Source organism: Malonomonas rubra, from assembly GCF_003247215.1.
GTDB lineage: Bacteria > Desulfobacterota > Desulfuromonadia > Desulfuromonadales > Geopsychrobacteraceae > Malonomonas > Malonomonas rubra_A.
In genome coordinates this window covers 1-15,862 of record NZ_QKAP01000100.1, presented here as the reverse complement: position 1 = coordinate 15,862, position 15,862 = coordinate 1, and the positions used below count along the sequence as shown (strand labels likewise).

Annotated in this window: 15 protein-coding genes; 12 read left to right on the top strand and 3 right to left on the bottom strand. The window is 52.6% G+C overall.

The features are described from left to right. Nucleotides 1-109: 109 nt before the first annotated feature. The 3 genes from Q7J88_RS10685 to Q7J88_RS10675 all read left to right on the top strand — a co-directional run bounded on the left by Q7J88_RS10685 (nucleotide 110) and on the right by Q7J88_RS10675 (nucleotide 2,151). A complete protein-coding gene (locus tag Q7J88_RS10685) occupies nucleotides 110-1,432 on the top strand; it encodes a diguanylate cyclase (RefSeq protein ID WP_303722184.1) in 1,323 nt (440 codons plus the stop codon). 3 nt (nucleotides 1,433-1,435) lie between these two features. Then, nucleotides 1,436-1,816 carry a hypothetical protein gene (locus Q7J88_RS10680; RefSeq protein WP_303722183.1) on the top strand — a complete coding sequence of 127 codons (381 nt, stop codon included), beginning with the start codon at nucleotides 1,436-1,438 and terminating at the stop codon, nucleotides 1,814-1,816. Between the two features lie 131 nt (nucleotides 1,817-1,947). After that, nucleotides 1,948-2,151, top strand: a complete 204-nt coding sequence (locus tag Q7J88_RS10675) for a hypothetical protein (RefSeq protein ID WP_303722182.1) — start codon at nucleotides 1,948-1,950, stop codon at nucleotides 2,149-2,151. 691 nt (nucleotides 2,152-2,842) lie between these two features. On the opposite strand, the gene Q7J88_RS10670 is transcribed toward Q7J88_RS10675, so the two are convergent. After that, complete coding sequence (locus tag Q7J88_RS10670; RefSeq protein WP_303722181.1) at nucleotides 2,843-3,133, bottom strand: hypothetical protein; 291 nt, start codon at nucleotides 3,131-3,133, stop codon at nucleotides 2,843-2,845. A gap of 378 nt (nucleotides 3,134-3,511) precedes the next feature. Here Q7J88_RS10670 and Q7J88_RS10665 point away from each other — a divergent pair, with 378 nt between their 5' ends. From Q7J88_RS10665 to Q7J88_RS10655, 3 genes are all read left to right on the top strand, one after another. After that, the gene (locus Q7J88_RS10665; RefSeq protein ID WP_303722180.1) at nucleotides 3,512-4,678 is read left to right on the top strand and encodes a Xaa-Pro peptidase family protein; all 1,167 of its coding nucleotides are present in this window, start codon (nucleotides 3,512-3,514) and stop codon (nucleotides 4,676-4,678) included. Between the two features lie 199 nt (nucleotides 4,679-4,877). Further along, nucleotides 4,878-5,126 (top strand): hypothetical protein, encoded by a 249-nt coding sequence (locus Q7J88_RS10660; RefSeq protein WP_303722179.1) that lies wholly within the window; start codon nucleotides 4,878-4,880, stop codon nucleotides 5,124-5,126. 683 nt (nucleotides 5,127-5,809) lie between these two features. Beyond that, complete coding sequence (locus tag Q7J88_RS10655; protein ID WP_303722178.1) at nucleotides 5,810-7,228, top strand: aldehyde dehydrogenase family protein; 1,419 nt, start codon at nucleotides 5,810-5,812, stop codon at nucleotides 7,226-7,228. Nucleotides 7,229-7,301: 73 nt separating this feature from the next. Here Q7J88_RS10655 and Q7J88_RS10650 read toward each other — a convergent pair whose 3' ends face one another. Further along, on the bottom strand, nucleotides 7,302-7,694 hold the full coding sequence (locus Q7J88_RS10650) for a TM2 domain-containing protein (RefSeq protein ID WP_303722177.1): 393 nt from the start codon (nucleotides 7,692-7,694) through the stop codon (nucleotides 7,302-7,304). A 197-nt stretch (nucleotides 7,695-7,891) separates the two neighbouring features. Here Q7J88_RS10650 and Q7J88_RS10645 point away from each other — a divergent pair, with 197 nt between their 5' ends. The 5 genes from Q7J88_RS10645 to Q7J88_RS10625 are packed head-to-tail and all read left to right on the top strand — an operon-like array spanning nucleotide 7,892 to nucleotide 12,410. Then, nucleotides 7,892-8,371 (top strand): 4Fe-4S dicluster domain-containing protein, encoded by a 480-nt coding sequence (locus tag Q7J88_RS10645; RefSeq protein WP_303722175.1) that lies wholly within the window; start codon nucleotides 7,892-7,894, stop codon nucleotides 8,369-8,371. A gap of 1 nt (nucleotide 8,372) precedes the next feature. After that, nucleotides 8,373-10,175, top strand: coding sequence for an aldehyde ferredoxin oxidoreductase family protein (locus Q7J88_RS10640; RefSeq protein WP_303722174.1), 1,803 nt, complete (start codon nucleotides 8,373-8,375; stop codon nucleotides 10,173-10,175). 48 nt (nucleotides 10,176-10,223) lie between these two features. Continuing rightward, nucleotides 10,224-11,450, top strand: coding sequence for an NAD(P)/FAD-dependent oxidoreductase (locus tag Q7J88_RS10635; RefSeq protein ID WP_303722172.1), 1,227 nt, complete (start codon nucleotides 10,224-10,226; stop codon nucleotides 11,448-11,450). 7 nt (nucleotides 11,451-11,457) lie between these two features. Next, nucleotides 11,458-11,739, top strand: a complete 282-nt coding sequence (locus Q7J88_RS10630) for a MoaD/ThiS family protein (protein WP_303722171.1) — start codon at nucleotides 11,458-11,460, stop codon at nucleotides 11,737-11,739. Then, on the top strand, nucleotides 11,739-12,410 hold the full coding sequence (locus Q7J88_RS10625; RefSeq protein ID WP_303722203.1) for a ThiF family adenylyltransferase: 672 nt from the start codon (nucleotides 11,739-11,741) through the stop codon (nucleotides 12,408-12,410). The genes Q7J88_RS10630 and Q7J88_RS10625 overlap by 1 nt, the downstream gene beginning before the upstream one ends. On the opposite strand, the gene Q7J88_RS10620 is transcribed toward Q7J88_RS10625, so the two are convergent. Then, the gene (locus tag Q7J88_RS10620) at nucleotides 12,393-12,950 is read right to left on the bottom strand and encodes a class I SAM-dependent methyltransferase (RefSeq protein ID WP_303722170.1); all 558 of its coding nucleotides are present in this window, start codon (nucleotides 12,948-12,950) and stop codon (nucleotides 12,393-12,395) included. The genes Q7J88_RS10625 and Q7J88_RS10620 overlap by 18 nt on opposite strands. Nucleotides 12,951-13,332: 382 nt before the next feature. Between Q7J88_RS10620 and Q7J88_RS10615 the strand changes: the two genes are divergently transcribed. Beyond that, entirely contained in the window at nucleotides 13,333-15,555 is a 2,223-nt protein-coding gene (locus Q7J88_RS10615) for an NADP-dependent isocitrate dehydrogenase (RefSeq protein WP_303722169.1), read from the top strand. Nucleotides 15,556-15,862 lie beyond the last annotated feature (307 nt).

The window sequence follows — 15,862 nt, the reverse complement described above, 5'->3', positions numbered from 1 at the left end:
AAGGCGTCTGTGAGGGGACGCCTTTTCTTGCTGAGCGAAAGAAGCTACTGGTCGGTTTAGAACCAGCATGTTATGATTTCATGTTGGCATCTTCTAGGATTTTAATACTATGCGCAAACTCTTCTCAACCGTGACAAAAAAGGTGATCATTGGTTATCTGGTGATCGTTTTTTTCAGTTTGTTGGCGATCGGGTTTGCGCTTTTCCGTTTGCATCAGCAAACCGCTCAAGCGCAGCAACTGGTCAATGTCGATTTCCGGGCCTTCGAGTTGGTTCGTGACCTGCAACAAAATCTGCTCGCGCAGGAAAATATTGAAAAGCAGTTACTGATCTTACGTGATCCGTCTTTACGTGAGCTTCGCTTCAATCGAAATGATGCCTTGTCTGGCTATGCCCTTTCTATCAGTCGCGAGCCGTTTGTCGATCTGTTGGCGCCCCTTTTTGAGCGCTTGCGGGCATACCGTAAGTTTGATGACCAATTATCCGAAGCTCTGCTCTGGAACAACTGGGAAAAGGCAATTAACATCTCGAATGAATCGACCGTTCCGCTTCGCAGTCAACTGCTCAAGCAATTGGCTAATTTACGGCAGCAACAACAATTGCGGATCAATAACGGCTTAGCGGCATTGTCCAAGAAGAGTGATGAGGCATATCGTTTGACGTTGCTGTTCGCCATGATCGGCATCGGGCTTTCGGCGCCTGTTTCGGTTGCCGTGATAATGAGTATTCACCGATCGGTCAAAGCGCTCAAGCAGGCGACTCTGGAAATCTCCGACGGCAGCTTCGAGCATCAACCGAATTTGAGCGACGATGAAGAGTTCGCCCAACTCGCCAAGGACTTTATCAGTATGGGACGTAAGCTCAGGGAATTGGAACAGTTGCGTCTCGATGCGAGCCCTCTGACGGGATTGCCAGGGAATCTTGCCATCGACCGGGAGCTTGACCAGCGGATATCAAGGCGTGAGCCCTTCACTCACCTGTATATCGATCTCGACAATTTCAAATCGTACAGTGATCGATACGGTTACAAGGCAGGGAGTGATGTGCTGGCCCGGGTTGGTGAGATGATCGAGCGGGTTGTCCGGCAGGGGGGAACCCCCGAGGATTTGATCGGGCATATCGGTGGGGATGATTATGTGGTTGTCACCGAACTGGAAAAGGGAGAAGAACTGGCGAAGAAACTGATCGAGGAGTTCAAGCAGATGGTTCCTTATTTCTATAATGAAGAGGACAGGGCCAAAGGTTCTTTTATTGGTAAAGACCGGTTCGGTGTCGAGCGTACCTTCCCGCTGATGACGGTCTCAATTGCTGTGATCCGTTCAGATCATTACGATTTTCCGTCCAGGTTGGCGATCAGCCAAGATTGTGCTAAGGTCAAAAAATTTCTGAAAGAGCAGCAGGGGAGTAACTACATGTTGGATCGGCGGAAGTAACGGATGAGATTAATAGTTGTTTTCGCGGCTCTCTGGGTGTTGGTCGGTTGTTCCGTTCCAGCGCTACTCCAGAAAGAAAAGCCTTGTCCAGGGCAGAATGAGCAGGATCAATTCATGTCCGCCCTCGATCAGTTTATTAAAAACAGACAGTTGACTGCGCTGGAAAAATTCCAGCAGCGTTACCCTTCATCTCCCTTGTCGGCGCACGCCAGAAGTCTGGTTCAATATGGGCAGTTGCACAACCAGGATCTGGGCGGGTCTCAGTCCAGTAATCAACAGCCCGATTCGGAATTGGAGACACTGAGAAATGAGAATCAGCTGCTCAATGAAAAGATAGAGCAGCTGAAAAAGTTGTTAATCGAGCTGGAACAGCGGCCACGGTAAAGATGCTTTTTAGCCCTTGATGGTTTGTTCTGCCCACTGGATATCTTCGATGTAGATATTCTGCAGAGTGTTTTCCTATAAGCGCAATCTATCGGCAGTATAATCCAGAACTCGCCAGAGTCCCATTTCCTGTGCCAGAACCAGATCGAGCACTTTACGCGGTTGCCCCGGTTTGCCGAGCGCGCATCTTTCAGATCCTCTTCAAGAAGTTCAAGAATCCTGCGACCCAGTACGGCAAGTTCTTTGGGGAAGGAAATGCCGTATTCCGCAAGCAACCCCCGAGTGGAATTGCTCAGGGCAGTACGGTCTCGCGACACTGGGAACGGATTCTGTGAATCGCCTGAATGTCATGCCTTTTTCGGTTTGGATAGCGACAAATGATACCCTGAGTCTGTTGACCGTCTCGGCTATGGCACGTGCATCGTTGTAATCATTCTTGTTTTCCTGAACCAACGGCTTGACATGCTATGGTGGAATTAGTTTCACATCATGCCCATGAAAGTGAGCTTTCGTCCCCAGAAGTGAGGGGTTGCACAAGCCTCCATCGCAACCCGGCAGGGTGAAAGCTTAAAAAAGAACGGACTGACCTGACTACGGAGCAACATCCTCTTTTTCACCACTTTGTTGTGTTCATTTTACAGACGATATGAAAAACGTTTTTCTCCAGGTCTCTGCAACAGTGATAATTTTCATTTGTGATCTCCTCTCTGCTACGTTGAACATTGGGGGACTCTTCCATCATGGCTCTTTGAAGCCGACATCGGTAGCAGGGGGAGATCATTTCATCAAATGTGGCTGAAAAAAGCCTGCGGCGGCGGATTTGTTTTTTTAGCTATCCAAAGGAATAGATTATTGATCTGCTTCGGGCGGAACCCGTTTTTTGCATAGTGTTTGCTGTCCAACCCGATCAGAATCAATTCGTTTCTGTTGATCTGGACGACTTTGTCGGTGATAGATTCGCCAGTCGCGGGCGTTGAAGGAATTTGATCCAGTTAGTTGGCTTTGGAACTCGTTATCAACCATTTTTCATAACCCTTCCGGTGTCAGCAATAGAGTTTCTTTGTCTCTCGTCGAAAACGTTTTTTCTGCATAGGTCCCGTTCTCTTTAAAGGTGACAATTCCGTATTGGACATTCCCTTCTTCAAATGTGCCGATGATCAAGGAACTGAGCAGTTGAACAAGTTCATCGGCATAGGCCGCGTAAGGCAGGAACTGAAAATTAGCAGAACAAGGCTGAAATCGTTGAGTATCGAATCTCTCCCAGATGGCTATTGATTGGTTTTGCGTTATAATCTGGGGAATATTGCCGCCAGTCAATGGCATCTTCCTGAAGATTTTTCTAAAGAATTATCGATCTCCATCCGATAAGGCCCTTTCAGGATTTTTTGTAGAGAATACTGGCCTATATCGGTCAATTCGGTAATGAGCTTTTCAAATCAGCAAGTCAGGCAGAACATCTCAGCGGTCATGGAATTTGGGGCCGAAAACAGAGAATTTAGCAAGCAGTAGCTGTAGGGAGAAGCCGCGCTAAAGCAGATAGAGGAGGCGATGATCTCCCTCGATCCGAATATCAGACAAACTATCAAGATTTAGGCCTGATTCTTTTCCCCCTTTTGGAAAAGCAAAAATCGCTTCCTAAGCAAACCTGCCTTCGATATGATTTCGTCTTTATTGAACTGTTGCGGAGATATTTTTATGTCGTTGAAACAGGAATGCCCGGCCCGGATCTCCCGTCTGCAGGAACGTTTGCAGCAGTCTGAGCTGGATGGCGCTATACTGATTTATCCCATCGATGTTTATTACTACACGGGAACTCGCCAGAACGGAATGCTCTGGGTCCCGGCGGCGGGTGAGGCGATTCTGCTGGTCCGCAAGAGCTTTTCACGAGCCCGGGAAGAAGCTTGTATTGAAGATATTCGCCCTTTTCCCCGCAGTAAAGACTTCGCCCACTTGTTTGAAGGGCAGCGGAAAATCGGGTTGACCTATGATGTGCTGCCGATGCATCAGTATGGCTACTACAGGAAAATTCTGCCAGAGTGTGATTTCGCCGATATCAGTATAATCAACCGGGAACTGCGTTCGTTGAAATCTCCGTGGGAGCTAGAACGGATGCGGCACGCCGGGGCGCAATTGAGTCGGATTTTCGCAGCGGTTGCGGATATCCTGCAGCCGGGTATCCGCGAGATTGACCTGGCAGCAGAACTCGAAGCCGGCTTACGGCGGATCGGCGGGGAAGGCCCGGTGCGGCTGCGCGCCTTTAACCAGGAGTTGTTCATGGGGTTAGTGGTCGCTGGCACCAGCGGCAGCAAAGGTGGATTTTTCGATGGTCCGGTAACCGGGCAAGGAATGTCCAGCGCCATTGGACATGGTGCTTCTGAGAAGTTAATAGAGGCAGGTCAGCCGGTGTTGATAGATTATGCTGGGATTATTGACGGGTACACTGTTGACATGACGCGCATGTACGTCTGTGGGGAACTGCCGAAGCAGCTGCAGCATGGTTTTAAGGTCGCCTGCCAGATTCAGGATCGGATCGCCGCTGAGCTGAAGCCGGGTTCGATCTGTTCCGAACTTTTTGCCGAATCGGAGCGACTGGCGATCGATGCGGGGCTCGGCGATTGCTATATGGGGCCTCCGGGAGAACAGGCAAAGTTTGTTGGTCACGGAGTTGGCTTGGAGTTGGACGAGTTCCCAGTGCTGGCGCAAGGTTTCGACATGCAGTTGATCGCGGGGCAGACCATCGCCGTGGAGCCGAAGTTTGTTTTTCCCGAACTGGGGCCGATTGGAATCGAGAATACCTATATCGTTACCAAGGATGGTGGTGAAAAGGTTACGATCCTTTCGGACGAACTGATTTCAGTTTGAAGGTAGAGCCTGTGACCTTTGAGTTGCCTGGTTTGTACGAGCAACGGGTTCGGATTTTCCGACTCCGTTTTCAGTTTCAGGCAGTGATCCCACTTCGTTGGCGACTTTGGCAATTTCTCCATCTGAGGTCGGGAAGATGGTGGTGCCGTGACCTGCCTCGTCGGCTGCGATTAGGCCGATCGGGGCCTGGGAGGCAAAAGTGGACCTGAAAAAGTCGCCGTTGTCCTCCGGATTGTTTTTCGATCAGCAGGTTGCTGATTTCGGTCAGCGATTCGTACAAGTCTTTCGCTGTTGCGGTGATAATTTCCAGTTGAGTAATCAGGTCATTCAGGTTGGTATGGCTATTAGCGAACTGCTTGTCGCTACTGCCTTCTGCTGTGTCGTTACCTGTAACCGGAACCAGCTGCATAATTGCCGATTGCTTAAAGGTGATGCTGATTTCCAATAACATGCTTTCAATTTTGACCTGAGTGATAATTTTGTTTTGCGACACAGTCTGGATGTTTTCCACATTCGCAGGTTCTTACTCGGTAGTAGCTTCTGCAGGTTGACCTGTCGCTGATTTGGCAAGCTGCAACACATCCGGAGCGACAAGCTGCGCAGGTCGGTGTCAATTCGGCGGACTCCACCACGGCTCATTTTCTGGTGACCTTCTTCACGACCTAATTTCTCTGCCTTGGTGAAATATTTCTCAAGGGTGTCACTTAGTTTGTTAAATGCTTTGTAGCTTATTTCATCCGCATATTCCAGCCTGCTACTAAGCTTTTGCAAAGGCTAACGGAAAAGATGGGCCGATTGAGATTCCTGGCTGTTTTCGGTGACGCTTTGTAGCGCGGCAGTGTTTTCCCCGACTTCTGTAGCTAGCTGGGGGGGGATACAAAGTCTGGTTCTGAATGAGTGAAGAGGTCTGGGTGCTTTCTTGGCCCATAACTGACTCCCTGTTGGAAAAGAGCAAAACTGTCAAGTTCAGATAATGGTAGTATTCTTAAATGGTTAAGCGGTTTTCGCAAAAGCCCCTTTAATGAGTGCTTGCCACAAGTAGAGATGTGTATACTTGTCAGCAGGGATTTCCCAAACATTTAGAGGCTTTTTACCCTTTTCATGAAGTAAGCAAGTTGGGAGGTTGCGCAGATGCGGGAATATGACAAATTTTATTTCGGTGGTCAATGGGCCTCGGCAACCAGTGTTGAACGGATCGAAGTCGTCAATCCGGCTACAGAAGCGGTTATCGGAACTGTTCCAGCGGGCGATAGGGGGGATGTCGAGAGTGCAGTCGCTGCGGCGAAGAAGGCGTTGCCCGGCTGGTCAGCGACAAGTCAGCAGGAGCGTGCGGTGTATCTCCGTCGGTTGCATGAAAAGCTGACGGAAAAGGTTCCAGAAATAGGTGCTCTGATCACGGCAGAGCTTGGCATGCCGATTAAACTGAGTCAGCGAATTCAAGTCGGTTTGCCTGTGGCGGTGCTCGACAGCTACATCAAGTTGCTCAAGGAGTATCCCTTTACTGAGCAGATCGGCAACTCGAAAATTGTCAAAGAGCCGGTTGGGGTGGTTGCGGCGATTACTCCCTGGAATTATCCGCTGCATCAGTTGATGATCAAGGTTGCCGCCGCATTGGCTGCAGGCTGTACCCTTGTCGCAAAGCCGAGCGAGCTGACCCCTTTGAATGCGTTTGTATTGGCTGAGTTGGTTGATGCCTGCAATTTCCCCCCGGGAGTTTTTAACCTGATTTCCGGTTACGGGCCAGTTGCTGGCGAAGCGTTGGCCGCGCACCTTGATGTTGATATGGTTTCCTTTACCGGATCGACCCGCGCTGGCAGGAGGGTTTCGGCGCTGGCGGCGGAGACGGTCAAGCGGGTCGCGCTGGAATTGGGTGGGAAGTCGGCTGCCCTGATTCTGGATGATGCCGATCTTGAGGCAGCGGTCAAGGCGAGCATCACCAGCTGCATGCTTAATTCCGGTCAAACCTGCAGCGCTCAGACCCGCATGCTGGTCCCCGAGGCGCTCTACCAGCGGGCAGTTGAGTTAGCGGTCAAGGCTGCCAAAAGTTTTTTACCGGGTGATTCCCGCGATATGCAGACGAAGCTTGGGCCGCTGGTTTCGGCAGCGCAGCGCGAGCGGGTTGTCGGATATATCCGCAGGGGGATTAAAGAGGGGGCCGAGCTGCTATGTGGTGGTGAAGAGCGCCCCGAAGGGCTGCTGATCGGCTATTATGTGCAGCCGACCCTGTTCGGAAAGGTGACCCCAGAGATGACAATTGCCCAAGAAGAAATCTTTGGCCCGGTGCTTTGTATCATGAGTTACCGAGACGAGGAGGATGCGATCCGTATTGCTAACGCGACCGATTATGGTTTGGCCGGCGGAGTCTGGTCGGCCGATGTGAAGCGTGCCGAGCGGGTCGCTCGCCGTTTGCGGACCGGGCAGGTCGATATTAATGGCGGGCGTTTCAACCTGCTGGCTCCGTTTGGAGGTTACAAACAATCGGGGAATGGCCGAGAGCTGGGGCGTTATGGGTTGGAGGAGTTTCTCGAAATCAAATCGTTACAGTTCTAATTAGTTGTGGGCGAGCTGTTGTCTCGCCCGTTTCTTCCGAAGGACATTTCATGTTTTGCCCTGTCGGCTTTTACTATCCATTAATTTCAGAGACCTGCGTGTTCAGGGTCCAGAAATCATAAAGATAACCGAAGCCGAAGATACCGCCGGTCAGCAGGTAGAGCAGTCCGCTGAGCCATTTTCCCATATACATCCGGTGGATGCCAAGAAAACCGAGAAAGGTCAGCAGCACCCAGGCGACCGTGTAGTCGAGGTAGCCAGCACAGTACTTCTGGTCGGCGGCGAGGGCCATTCCCGGAATGAGAAACAGGTCGATCAGCCAGCCGATACCGCATAATCCCAGAGTGAAGAAGTAGATAGTGCCGGAGACTGGTTTGCCATAGTAAAAGCGGTGCGAGCCGGTAAAACCGAAGATCCAGAGAATGTAGCCGATGCTTTTCAGATGGGTGTCACTGTTGCTGGGCATGCCGTCGAACTCCTTGGGCAAGAACTCTGTAGAAAGATTAGAGCACTTTGCTGTTATTTGTGGAAAAACTGCTATACCTATACCTTTGTTGAGTGCTGTTCAAGGGGAGCTTTTCACTAGCTGCTCCTTACTTTGCCTTTCTTCAATATATCCGAGATCGACGGTTTGTTGAACCTATCTTGTCAGGGAGGTCGCTTATGCAGAAACTGATCCGTATCGAGCCGGAGAAGTGCGTCGGATGCAAAACTTGTGAACTGGCTTGTTCTTTCAAAAACGCTGGCGAGTTTGCGCCGAGTAAAACCCGTATCTACAACGAAGTGTTTCTCGAAGAAGCCAAGTTCATCACCGTCACCTGCATGCAGTGCGACGAACCTTGGTGCGAAAAAGCCTGCCCGAAGGCGGCGATCAGCAAGGAAATGCCGTCCGGCATCGTCTATGTCGACGAGCACCGCTGCGTCGGCTGTAGGACCTGCGTCAGCGCATGTCCGTTCGGCATGATCAAGTACCTGCCGGAAACTGGGAAGGTCGACAAATGCAATCTCTGCAATAATGATACGCCCGAATGTGTGGCTTTTTGTCCGACGGCCTGTCTGACACTGGACGAAGAGGACAAACCACTGCGGCAAAAGATTCTGCGTTTTGTCAACACCATGAAAGACGGACAGATGGAGGCGTAAAATGAAGGGCTGGAATGGAAAACTGTTACGTGTTGATCTGTCCGCTGGCACCTGCAGCGTCGAAGCGCTGAATGGACAGTGGGCCAAGGAGTTTCTTGGCGGCCGCGGGCTGGCGTCGAAATACCTGGTTGAAGAGGTATCGCCGGAAACCGACCCGCTGTCACCCGATAATAAGTTGATCATGGCGACTGGACCGCTGACTGGTACATACGGTGCCGCTAACGGTCGCTACATGGCGGTCACCAAATCGCCGCTGACCGGCACCATTGCCAGTTCCAACTCGGGCGGATATTTCCCGAGCGAGCTGCGCTATGCCGGTTACGACATGATCATTTTCGAAGGCAGGTCCGAGCATCCTGTCTACCTGCAGATACACAATAACAAGGTGCAGCTGGTCGCCGCCCTGCACCTGTGGGGCAAGGAAACCCAAGAGACCGAGGACGCGATCCTTGCCGAGTTTCATGGTGACGCCAAGGTCGCCTGCATCGGGCCGGCCGGGGAACGGCAGGTACTGTTCGCCAATATCATCAACGACAAACATCGCGCCGCAGGGCGTAGCGGCGTTGGCGCGGTAATGGGCAGCAAGAACCTGAAGGCAGTTGCGGTACGCGGTACCGGCGGGGTCAAAGTCGCCGATCCGAAGGGCTACCGTGACGCGGCGATGGAAGCTTACGGTATGCTGCGGGCGAACCCGGTTACCGGTGAAGGTTTGGGTGCCCTCGGCACCCCAGTGCTGGTCAACATCATCAATCAGGCCGGTTCGCTGCCGACCCGCAACTCGCAGACTGGCACCTTCGAAGGGGCCGAGGCGATCTCCGGGGAAACCCTCGCCGCAACCTACCTACGGCGCAACAAGAGCTGCATGGGCTGCTTCATCGGTTGCGGGAGGGTGACCAAGCTTACAGGTGCCCGCTTCGAAGGGGATGGCGAAGGCCCTGAATACGAAACCCTATGGTCACTCGGTGCGGCCTGTGGGGTCAGCGACTTGGCAGCAGTAACCAAGGCCAACTATATCTGCAACGAGTACGGGATGGATACCATCACTGCCGGATCGACGGTCGCCTGTGCCATGGAACTGTTCGAGAAAGGGCTGATCAAGGAGGAGGAGATCGGCATGCCACTCAATTTCGGCGACGGTGATGCGTTGGTGAAAATGGTCGAGTTAGCCGGAAAGAACGAGGGATTCGGCACCAAGTTGGCGCAGGGCTCCTACCGGTTGGCAGAGAGCTACGGCGTACCTGAGCTATCGATGACCTCGAAGAAGCTGGAGTTCCCGGCTTACGACGGACGTGGCTTGCAGGGAATGGCACTGCAGTACGCCACAAGTAATCGGGGCGCCTGTCATGTGCGTGGCTACTTGGTTTCGCCGGAGATTCTCGGTTTGCCTGAGAAACTTGACCCGGCCGCAACCGAAGGGAAGGCAACCTGGGCGAAGATCTTTCAGGATTTTACCGCCGTGGTTGACTCCTCCGGAACCTGCTTGTTTACGACTTTCGGCATTGGTGTACCGCAGTTCGCCAAGTTCTGCACTGCGGCTACGGGTGAGGATTTCAAGGATGAGAAGCTCCTTGAACTGGGCGACCGGATCTACAACCTGGAACGGGTCTTCAATCTGAAGGCCGGCATCGACCCAGCGCAGGACACCCTGCCGAAGCGGCTGCTGAGCGAGCCTTTGCCGGAAGGGCCGTATAAGGGGGCTGTGGCCCAGTTGGACAAGATGCTGCCTGAGTATTACCAGGTGCGTGGCTGGGGCGATGACGGTGTGCCGACGGAGGAAAAGCTGGCAACATTGGGTTTAGGTTGACTCTGCAAGGGCGGTCCATCGGTCCGCCCGTTCCCTTGAGGAAATTGTATGGCCCAGTATTTCGATTTTGTGATTATCGGCAACAGCGCCGCCGGCTTGCAGGCGCTGCGCACGCTGCGCAAGCATGATCGCAGCAGGACGATCGCCATTATTGATCGCGAAGATTGCCCAGCGTATTCACGGGTGCTGACCCCTTATTATGTCGGCGGGCACATCGATCGGGCGGGGCTCGATATCGTCGCTCAAACTTTTTATCAACAGCTGGGAGTAACGACCCTGTTCGGGCAGTCGGCGGTAGCGATCGATCCCGATGGCCCATATGTCGAATTGGCTGATGGCTCAAAAATAGGTTTCGGCAAGCTGCTGCTGGCGACTGGGGCCGAGGCGAGAACCTTGAACATTTCTTCGGAGCGAACGACGGTGCTGCGCCACGCAGCTGACGCGGAAAAGTTGATCACACTGCTAAAAGGTGCCAAAGCAGTTACCGCAATCGGCGCAGGACTGGTCAGTTTGCCGTTACTCTCGCATGCAGAAAAGGGGATGGAGAAGCACTTGGTGGTCGGATCCAAGCGGATTTTTAGCCGCGTGGTCGATGCCGAAACGGCAGCGATTCTGGAAAAATCGCTCCTCGAGAAAGGGCTGCAACTGTTCAAGGGGAACGATGTCAACCAGATCAACGAGGGGGCGCGTTTGACTCTGTCGCTGCAGTCGGGTGAGCAGTTACAGACCGATCTGCTGATTGTCGGCAAAGGAGTGACGCCGAATATTCAGCTGGCGGTCGAAGCCGGCTTGCAGACCAATGAGGGGGTCTGTATTGATCGATTCTGTCGCAGCAGTCATCCTGACATTTTTGTCGCCGGGGATGCCGCCGAGGGGGCTGATTTCAACTGTGGAGAGGCGACCATTCAAGGCAACTGGATGACTGCCGTCGAGCAGGGAGAGAATGCAGCTTTGAATATGCTCGGATACCGGGTTGAGTATGAAGGGAGCCTGAAAAACAATATCACCGAAATCTTCGGCATTGATGTTGCGGCGGTCGGTTATTGCCAGGACGATGCTCCGGTGGCAATGCTCCACTACAATGCGCTGACCGAGCGTTTTCGCAAGGTTTTTCTCGACGAGCAGCAGCGGGTGATCGGTGCGACCATGATCGGTGAAACCAATGATGCCGGTCTTTATTATCAGTTGGTGAAAACCCGCAGCCGATTTCCCGGTCAGCAGTTGCTCGCGGGAACCGCCAATTATGCTGAGACCCAGTTGAGGCTGGCCTGTTGAGACGAAGATGCTACAGGTTCAATTCTACAGCCTGTTGAGGCTTCTGCTGAAGCAAGAAAAACTGGAGTTGCCAGCGGTTGCGGAAGAAACGGTAGAGCAGTTGCTCAGCCGTGTTCAGCAACAGATAGCCACTCCCTTTCTACAGAAACTGATCGACTGTGACGGGCAGTTACACGCTGGCACCATCATCCTGATCAACCGGCAGAATATTCACCATCTCGATGGTCTGCAAAGTAGGGTCCTAGACGGTGATGTGATCGCTTTTTTCCCCCCAGGAGCTGGGGGGTGATGGCTTTCCACCCACGTTATGCCCGCCAGCTGTTGCAGTGGGGCGAAGAGAAGCAGCAACGAATCGAGTCAGGGGTGGTGCTTGTCGCCGGGCTTGGTGGCCTTGGAGCGCTGGTCGGCCAGTTGCTGGCCCGAGCCGGTGTCGGAAAACTTTACCTGCTGGATGACGGATATGTCGATTGGCCAGACCTGAATCGGCAGCTGCTTTATGCAGAAGAGGATGTCGGCAGCTCGAAACTGATGCTCGCTTGCGATCGTCTTTTCCGGATCAACAGTACCACCGAAATAGTGCCACTCTCCGGTCGCCTGGATGAATCCTTTCGTCCTCCTGACGACGCTACGTTGGTCGCCGACTGTTTGGATAACTATCGCAGCCGGTTTCTGCTGGAACGTGCCATTTCGAAAAAAAACTATCTGGTACATGCCGGTGTGCAGGGGGAAGAAGGGCAGGTGCTGACTCTGCAGAAAGGGGCGTCACAGACGTTGGCGGCAATCTTTTCCGGGGTTCAGCAGCCGGCAGGGGAAATCCCGGTGACTGGCTCTGCTGCTGCTGTGGTGGCCGGGTTGATGAGCAATGAACTGCTTGCTGTGCTTGGCGGAGAACCGAAACTGCTCAACCGTTGCCTGGTGATCAGCTTGAGCGATTTCCATATCTCATTTCTTGACGTCTGATTCTTCTGTCAACCGATAGACATAAATAGGCGATTTATAGATATCTTTCAGTCGATAGATCTGTAGAGGTTCTCTATCGGGCAGAGCGAAAGTGTTGCTGATCAGCATATCGATCTGCGGTCTTTCTTCACGCAGCTTCTTTGCCAGTTTAGTCATCCCTCCAGGATGCAGGTAGCAGATGGCCAGCGCCGCTGGTGGAAGTTCACTGCCCAGAAAATTTCTCTTTAGCAGAAGAAGATTATCTGCCCTCCGCAGCCGTTTCAGAAGCAAAGAAAACAGCCATGGGAATAAAGAGACCTCATAGCCGATGACCTGTCGATGCGGATATTTTTGGGCCAAGAGTAACGCCAAGTGCCCCCAGCCGCAGCCGAGTTCAAGAATGGCTCCTTCCGCTGCTGCTGCCTCAGCAGCCTGAAGAATTGTTTGACGGGCTTTTTTTGAACTGGGCACTGGCGTGATACCGACCCGTAACGAGTTCCAGACGATCGATAAACTGATGACAAATGTCAGGGCCAGAATGGCAAATTCAAGGGGAGACACGTTATGTTAAATCCTGTCCTTAAGTTGGGAGTAGTCGATACGGCAGATTGTTTTATTAATCGGGTTTTCAAGACGCTTTTTTCCTGCCCGCAGATTAGCATAATTGCATGTAAAAACGGATGGTTGAAAGAAAATTTTGCTCACTGGTAAATGATTGTCCTTAAGGGTGGCTAACGTTTCAAGATCCTTTTTCAATCGGACGGTTAGACGCATGTGAAATTGACCATTTTTTCTTGACAGCTATTGACCTTCTGTATACTGTATACAACTTCATGAGCACCATATCTGGTGTGCTTTAGGGAGAAAAATTCTGAAAAGATATTTCACATATCTTTTCGAGCCTTTGGCAATACTGGCATTAACACTTTAAGGAGAGAGAAGAATGGCAAAGATTATCTGGTCAGAAATTGATGAAGCACCGGCATTAGCTACTTACGCTTTTCTGCCGATCGTTCAGGCCTTTACCAAAGGTACCGGCGTTGAAGTCGAGACCAAGGATATTTCCCTGTCCGGTCGTATCATCGCTAATTTCCCCGAGAAGCTGACCGAAGAGCAGAAGGTCGCTGACTGGCTGTCCTGGATGGGTGAGCTGGTGCAGAAGCCGGAAGCGAATATCATCAAACTGCCTAACATCAGCGCTTCGATTCCTCAGCTGCAAGCTGCAATCAAAGAACTGCAGGAAAAGGGCTACGATATCCCGGTCTATCCGGAAGAAGCGACCACCCCGGAGGAAAAAGCTCTGCAGGAGCGTTTCGCCAAGTGTCTCGGTTCTGCCGTCAACCCGGTTCTGCGTGAAGGTAACTCCGACCGCCGCGCCGCTCTGTCGGTTAAGAAATTCGCTCAAAAGAATCCGCACCGTATGATGAAGCCTTGGCCTGCTCCGGGTACTTCCATGTGCCGCGTTGCTCACATGGATAGTGGTGACTTCTACGAGACGGAGAAATCGGTCACCATGGAGAAGGACGACACCGTCAAGATTCAGTTCGTTGACGCAGCTGGCAACGTCGAAGTGAAAAAAGAACTCAATCTGCTGGCTGGTGAAGTGTTCGACAGCTCGGTCATGAAGGTTGCCGAGTTGCAAAAGTTTTACGAGGCAACCGCAGCTGAGGCAAAAGAGAAGGGCGTACTGCTCTCTCTGCACCTCAAAGCAACCATGATGAAGATTTCCGACCCGATCATGTTCGGTCATGCCGTTAAAGTTTACTTCAAGGACGCACTTGAGAAGCACGCTGACACCCTGAAGTCGATCGGTGCCAACCCGAACTACGGTATGGGCGACATCCTCAATAAACTGAATAAACTACCGGCTGACAAAAAAGCTGAAATCGAAGCCGACATCAACAAGTGCTATGAGACCGGCCCGGCCTTGGCCATGGTTGACTCCCGCAAGAACATCACCAACCTGCACGTGCCTAACGACGTCATCGTCGACGCATCGATGCCGAACGTCGTCCGCGACGGCGGTTGCATGTGGAACCTGCAGGACGAACTGCAGGACACCATCGCCATGGTTCCTGACCGTTGCTACGCCACCTTCTACCGCGAGATCTGTGAAGACGCCAACAAGAACGGCCAGTTCGACCCGGCTACCATGGGCAGCGTTTCCAACGTCGGTTTGATGGCGCAGAAAGCTGAAGAGTACGGTTCCCACGACAAGACTTTTGAAGCTGCAGGCCCCGGTAAATTCCAGGTTGTTAACTCCGCTGGTGAAGTACTGATGGAGCAACCGGTTTCCACCGGCGATATCTACCGTTCCTGCCAGGCAAAAGACATTCCGATCAAGGACTGGGTCAAGCTGGCTGTCACCCGCGGCAAGGCTTCCGGTGAGCCGGTTATCTTCTGGCTCGACGAAAACCGCGCTCACGACGCTCAGATGATCAAGAAGGTCAACAAGTACCTGCCTGAGTTCGATACCGCTGGTCTGGAAATTAAGATCATGGCACCGGTTGAGGCGATGAAGTACTCCCTCGTCCGCGTCCGTAAAGGCGAGAACACCATCGCCGCTACCGGTAACGTTCTGCGGGACTACCTGACCGATCTGTTCCCGATCCTCGAACTGGGTACTTCGGCTCGTATGCTCTCCATCGTTCCTTTGATTGCTGGTGGTGGTCTGTTCGAGACCGGTGCTGGTGGTTCGGCTCCGAAGCACGTTGAGCAGTTCCTTAAGGAAGGTCACATCCGTTGGGACTCCCTCGGCGAGTACTGCGCGCTGGTTCCGTCTCTGGAGCAGGCTGCCGCTGCCGACAACAACCCGAAGGCCAAGATCCTTGCTGAGACCCTCGACGCTGGTATCGGTCAGTACTTGGAGAACCAGAAGCTGCCTTCCCGTAAGGTTGGTGAGATCGATAACCGTGGTAGCTCCTTCTGGCTGTCTCTCTACTGGGCAGAAGCTTTGGCTGCTCAGGATCAGGATGCCGAGATGAAGGCTCGCTTCTCCGAGGTTGCTTCTGAGCTGCGCAAGAACGCCGAGAAGATTGACAAGGAACTGATCGATTGCCAGGGATCCCCGGCTGACTGTGGCGGTTACTTCAAGCCTGATCCGGTCAAAGCCGATGCAGCGATGCGCCCGAGCGCAACTCTGAACGCTATTATCGACGCTATGTAAAATTACATAGTTGCGATGCTATAAAGCCCGCTGGGTAAAACCAGCGGGCTTTTTTTTGGTTTGCCCAGCGGAGCTGGCAAACCCGGCCTGTTGCAAGATGCAGGCGTCACCCTGATCGGGGGGAAGACAATCCGAATCGCAAGGGCGTTGCTGGCAACGGCAGGGTCTGAAGGAAGCGATAGGAAGTAAGCTGCACATAGCGCAAGCGAACCTGATTCGGCGCTGCGGGAGGGTAAGTGTGCCAAATATCACGAAGCCCGATACCTGATCGTAACCCGTTGCGTGGTTGAGGATGCGGTAGCTTACA

Bases quoted from the DNA above. Each gene is read 5' to 3' on its own strand.
- Q7J88_RS10685 (WP_303722184.1), top strand. From the start codon at position 110: ATGCGCAAACTCTTCTCAACCGTGACAAAAAAGGTGATCATTGGTTAT.
- Q7J88_RS10680 (WP_303722183.1), top strand. From the start codon at position 1,436: ATGAGATTAATAGTTGTTTTCGCGGCTCTCTGGGTGTTGGTCGGTTGT.
- Q7J88_RS10665 (WP_303722180.1), top strand. From the start codon at position 3,512: ATGTCGTTGAAACAGGAATGCCCGGCCCGGATCTCCCGTCTGCAGGAA.
- Q7J88_RS10655 (WP_303722178.1), top strand. From the start codon at position 5,810: ATGCGGGAATATGACAAATTTTATTTCGGTGGTCAATGGGCCTCGGCA.
- Q7J88_RS10650 (WP_303722177.1), bottom strand. From the start codon at position 7,694: ATGCCCAGCAACAGTGACACCCATCTGAAAAGCATCGGCTACATTCTC.
- Q7J88_RS10645 (WP_303722175.1), top strand. From the start codon at position 7,892: ATGCAGAAACTGATCCGTATCGAGCCGGAGAAGTGCGTCGGATGCAAA.
- Q7J88_RS10640 (WP_303722174.1), top strand. From the start codon at position 8,373: ATGAAGGGCTGGAATGGAAAACTGTTACGTGTTGATCTGTCCGCTGGC.
- Q7J88_RS10635 (WP_303722172.1), top strand. From the start codon at position 10,224: ATGGCCCAGTATTTCGATTTTGTGATTATCGGCAACAGCGCCGCCGGC.
- Q7J88_RS10630 (WP_303722171.1), top strand. From the start codon at position 11,458: ATGCTACAGGTTCAATTCTACAGCCTGTTGAGGCTTCTGCTGAAGCAA.
- Q7J88_RS10625 (WP_303722203.1), top strand. From the start codon at position 11,739: ATGGCTTTCCACCCACGTTATGCCCGCCAGCTGTTGCAGTGGGGCGAA.
- Q7J88_RS10615 (WP_303722169.1), top strand. From the start codon at position 13,333: ATGGCAAAGATTATCTGGTCAGAAATTGATGAAGCACCGGCATTAGCT.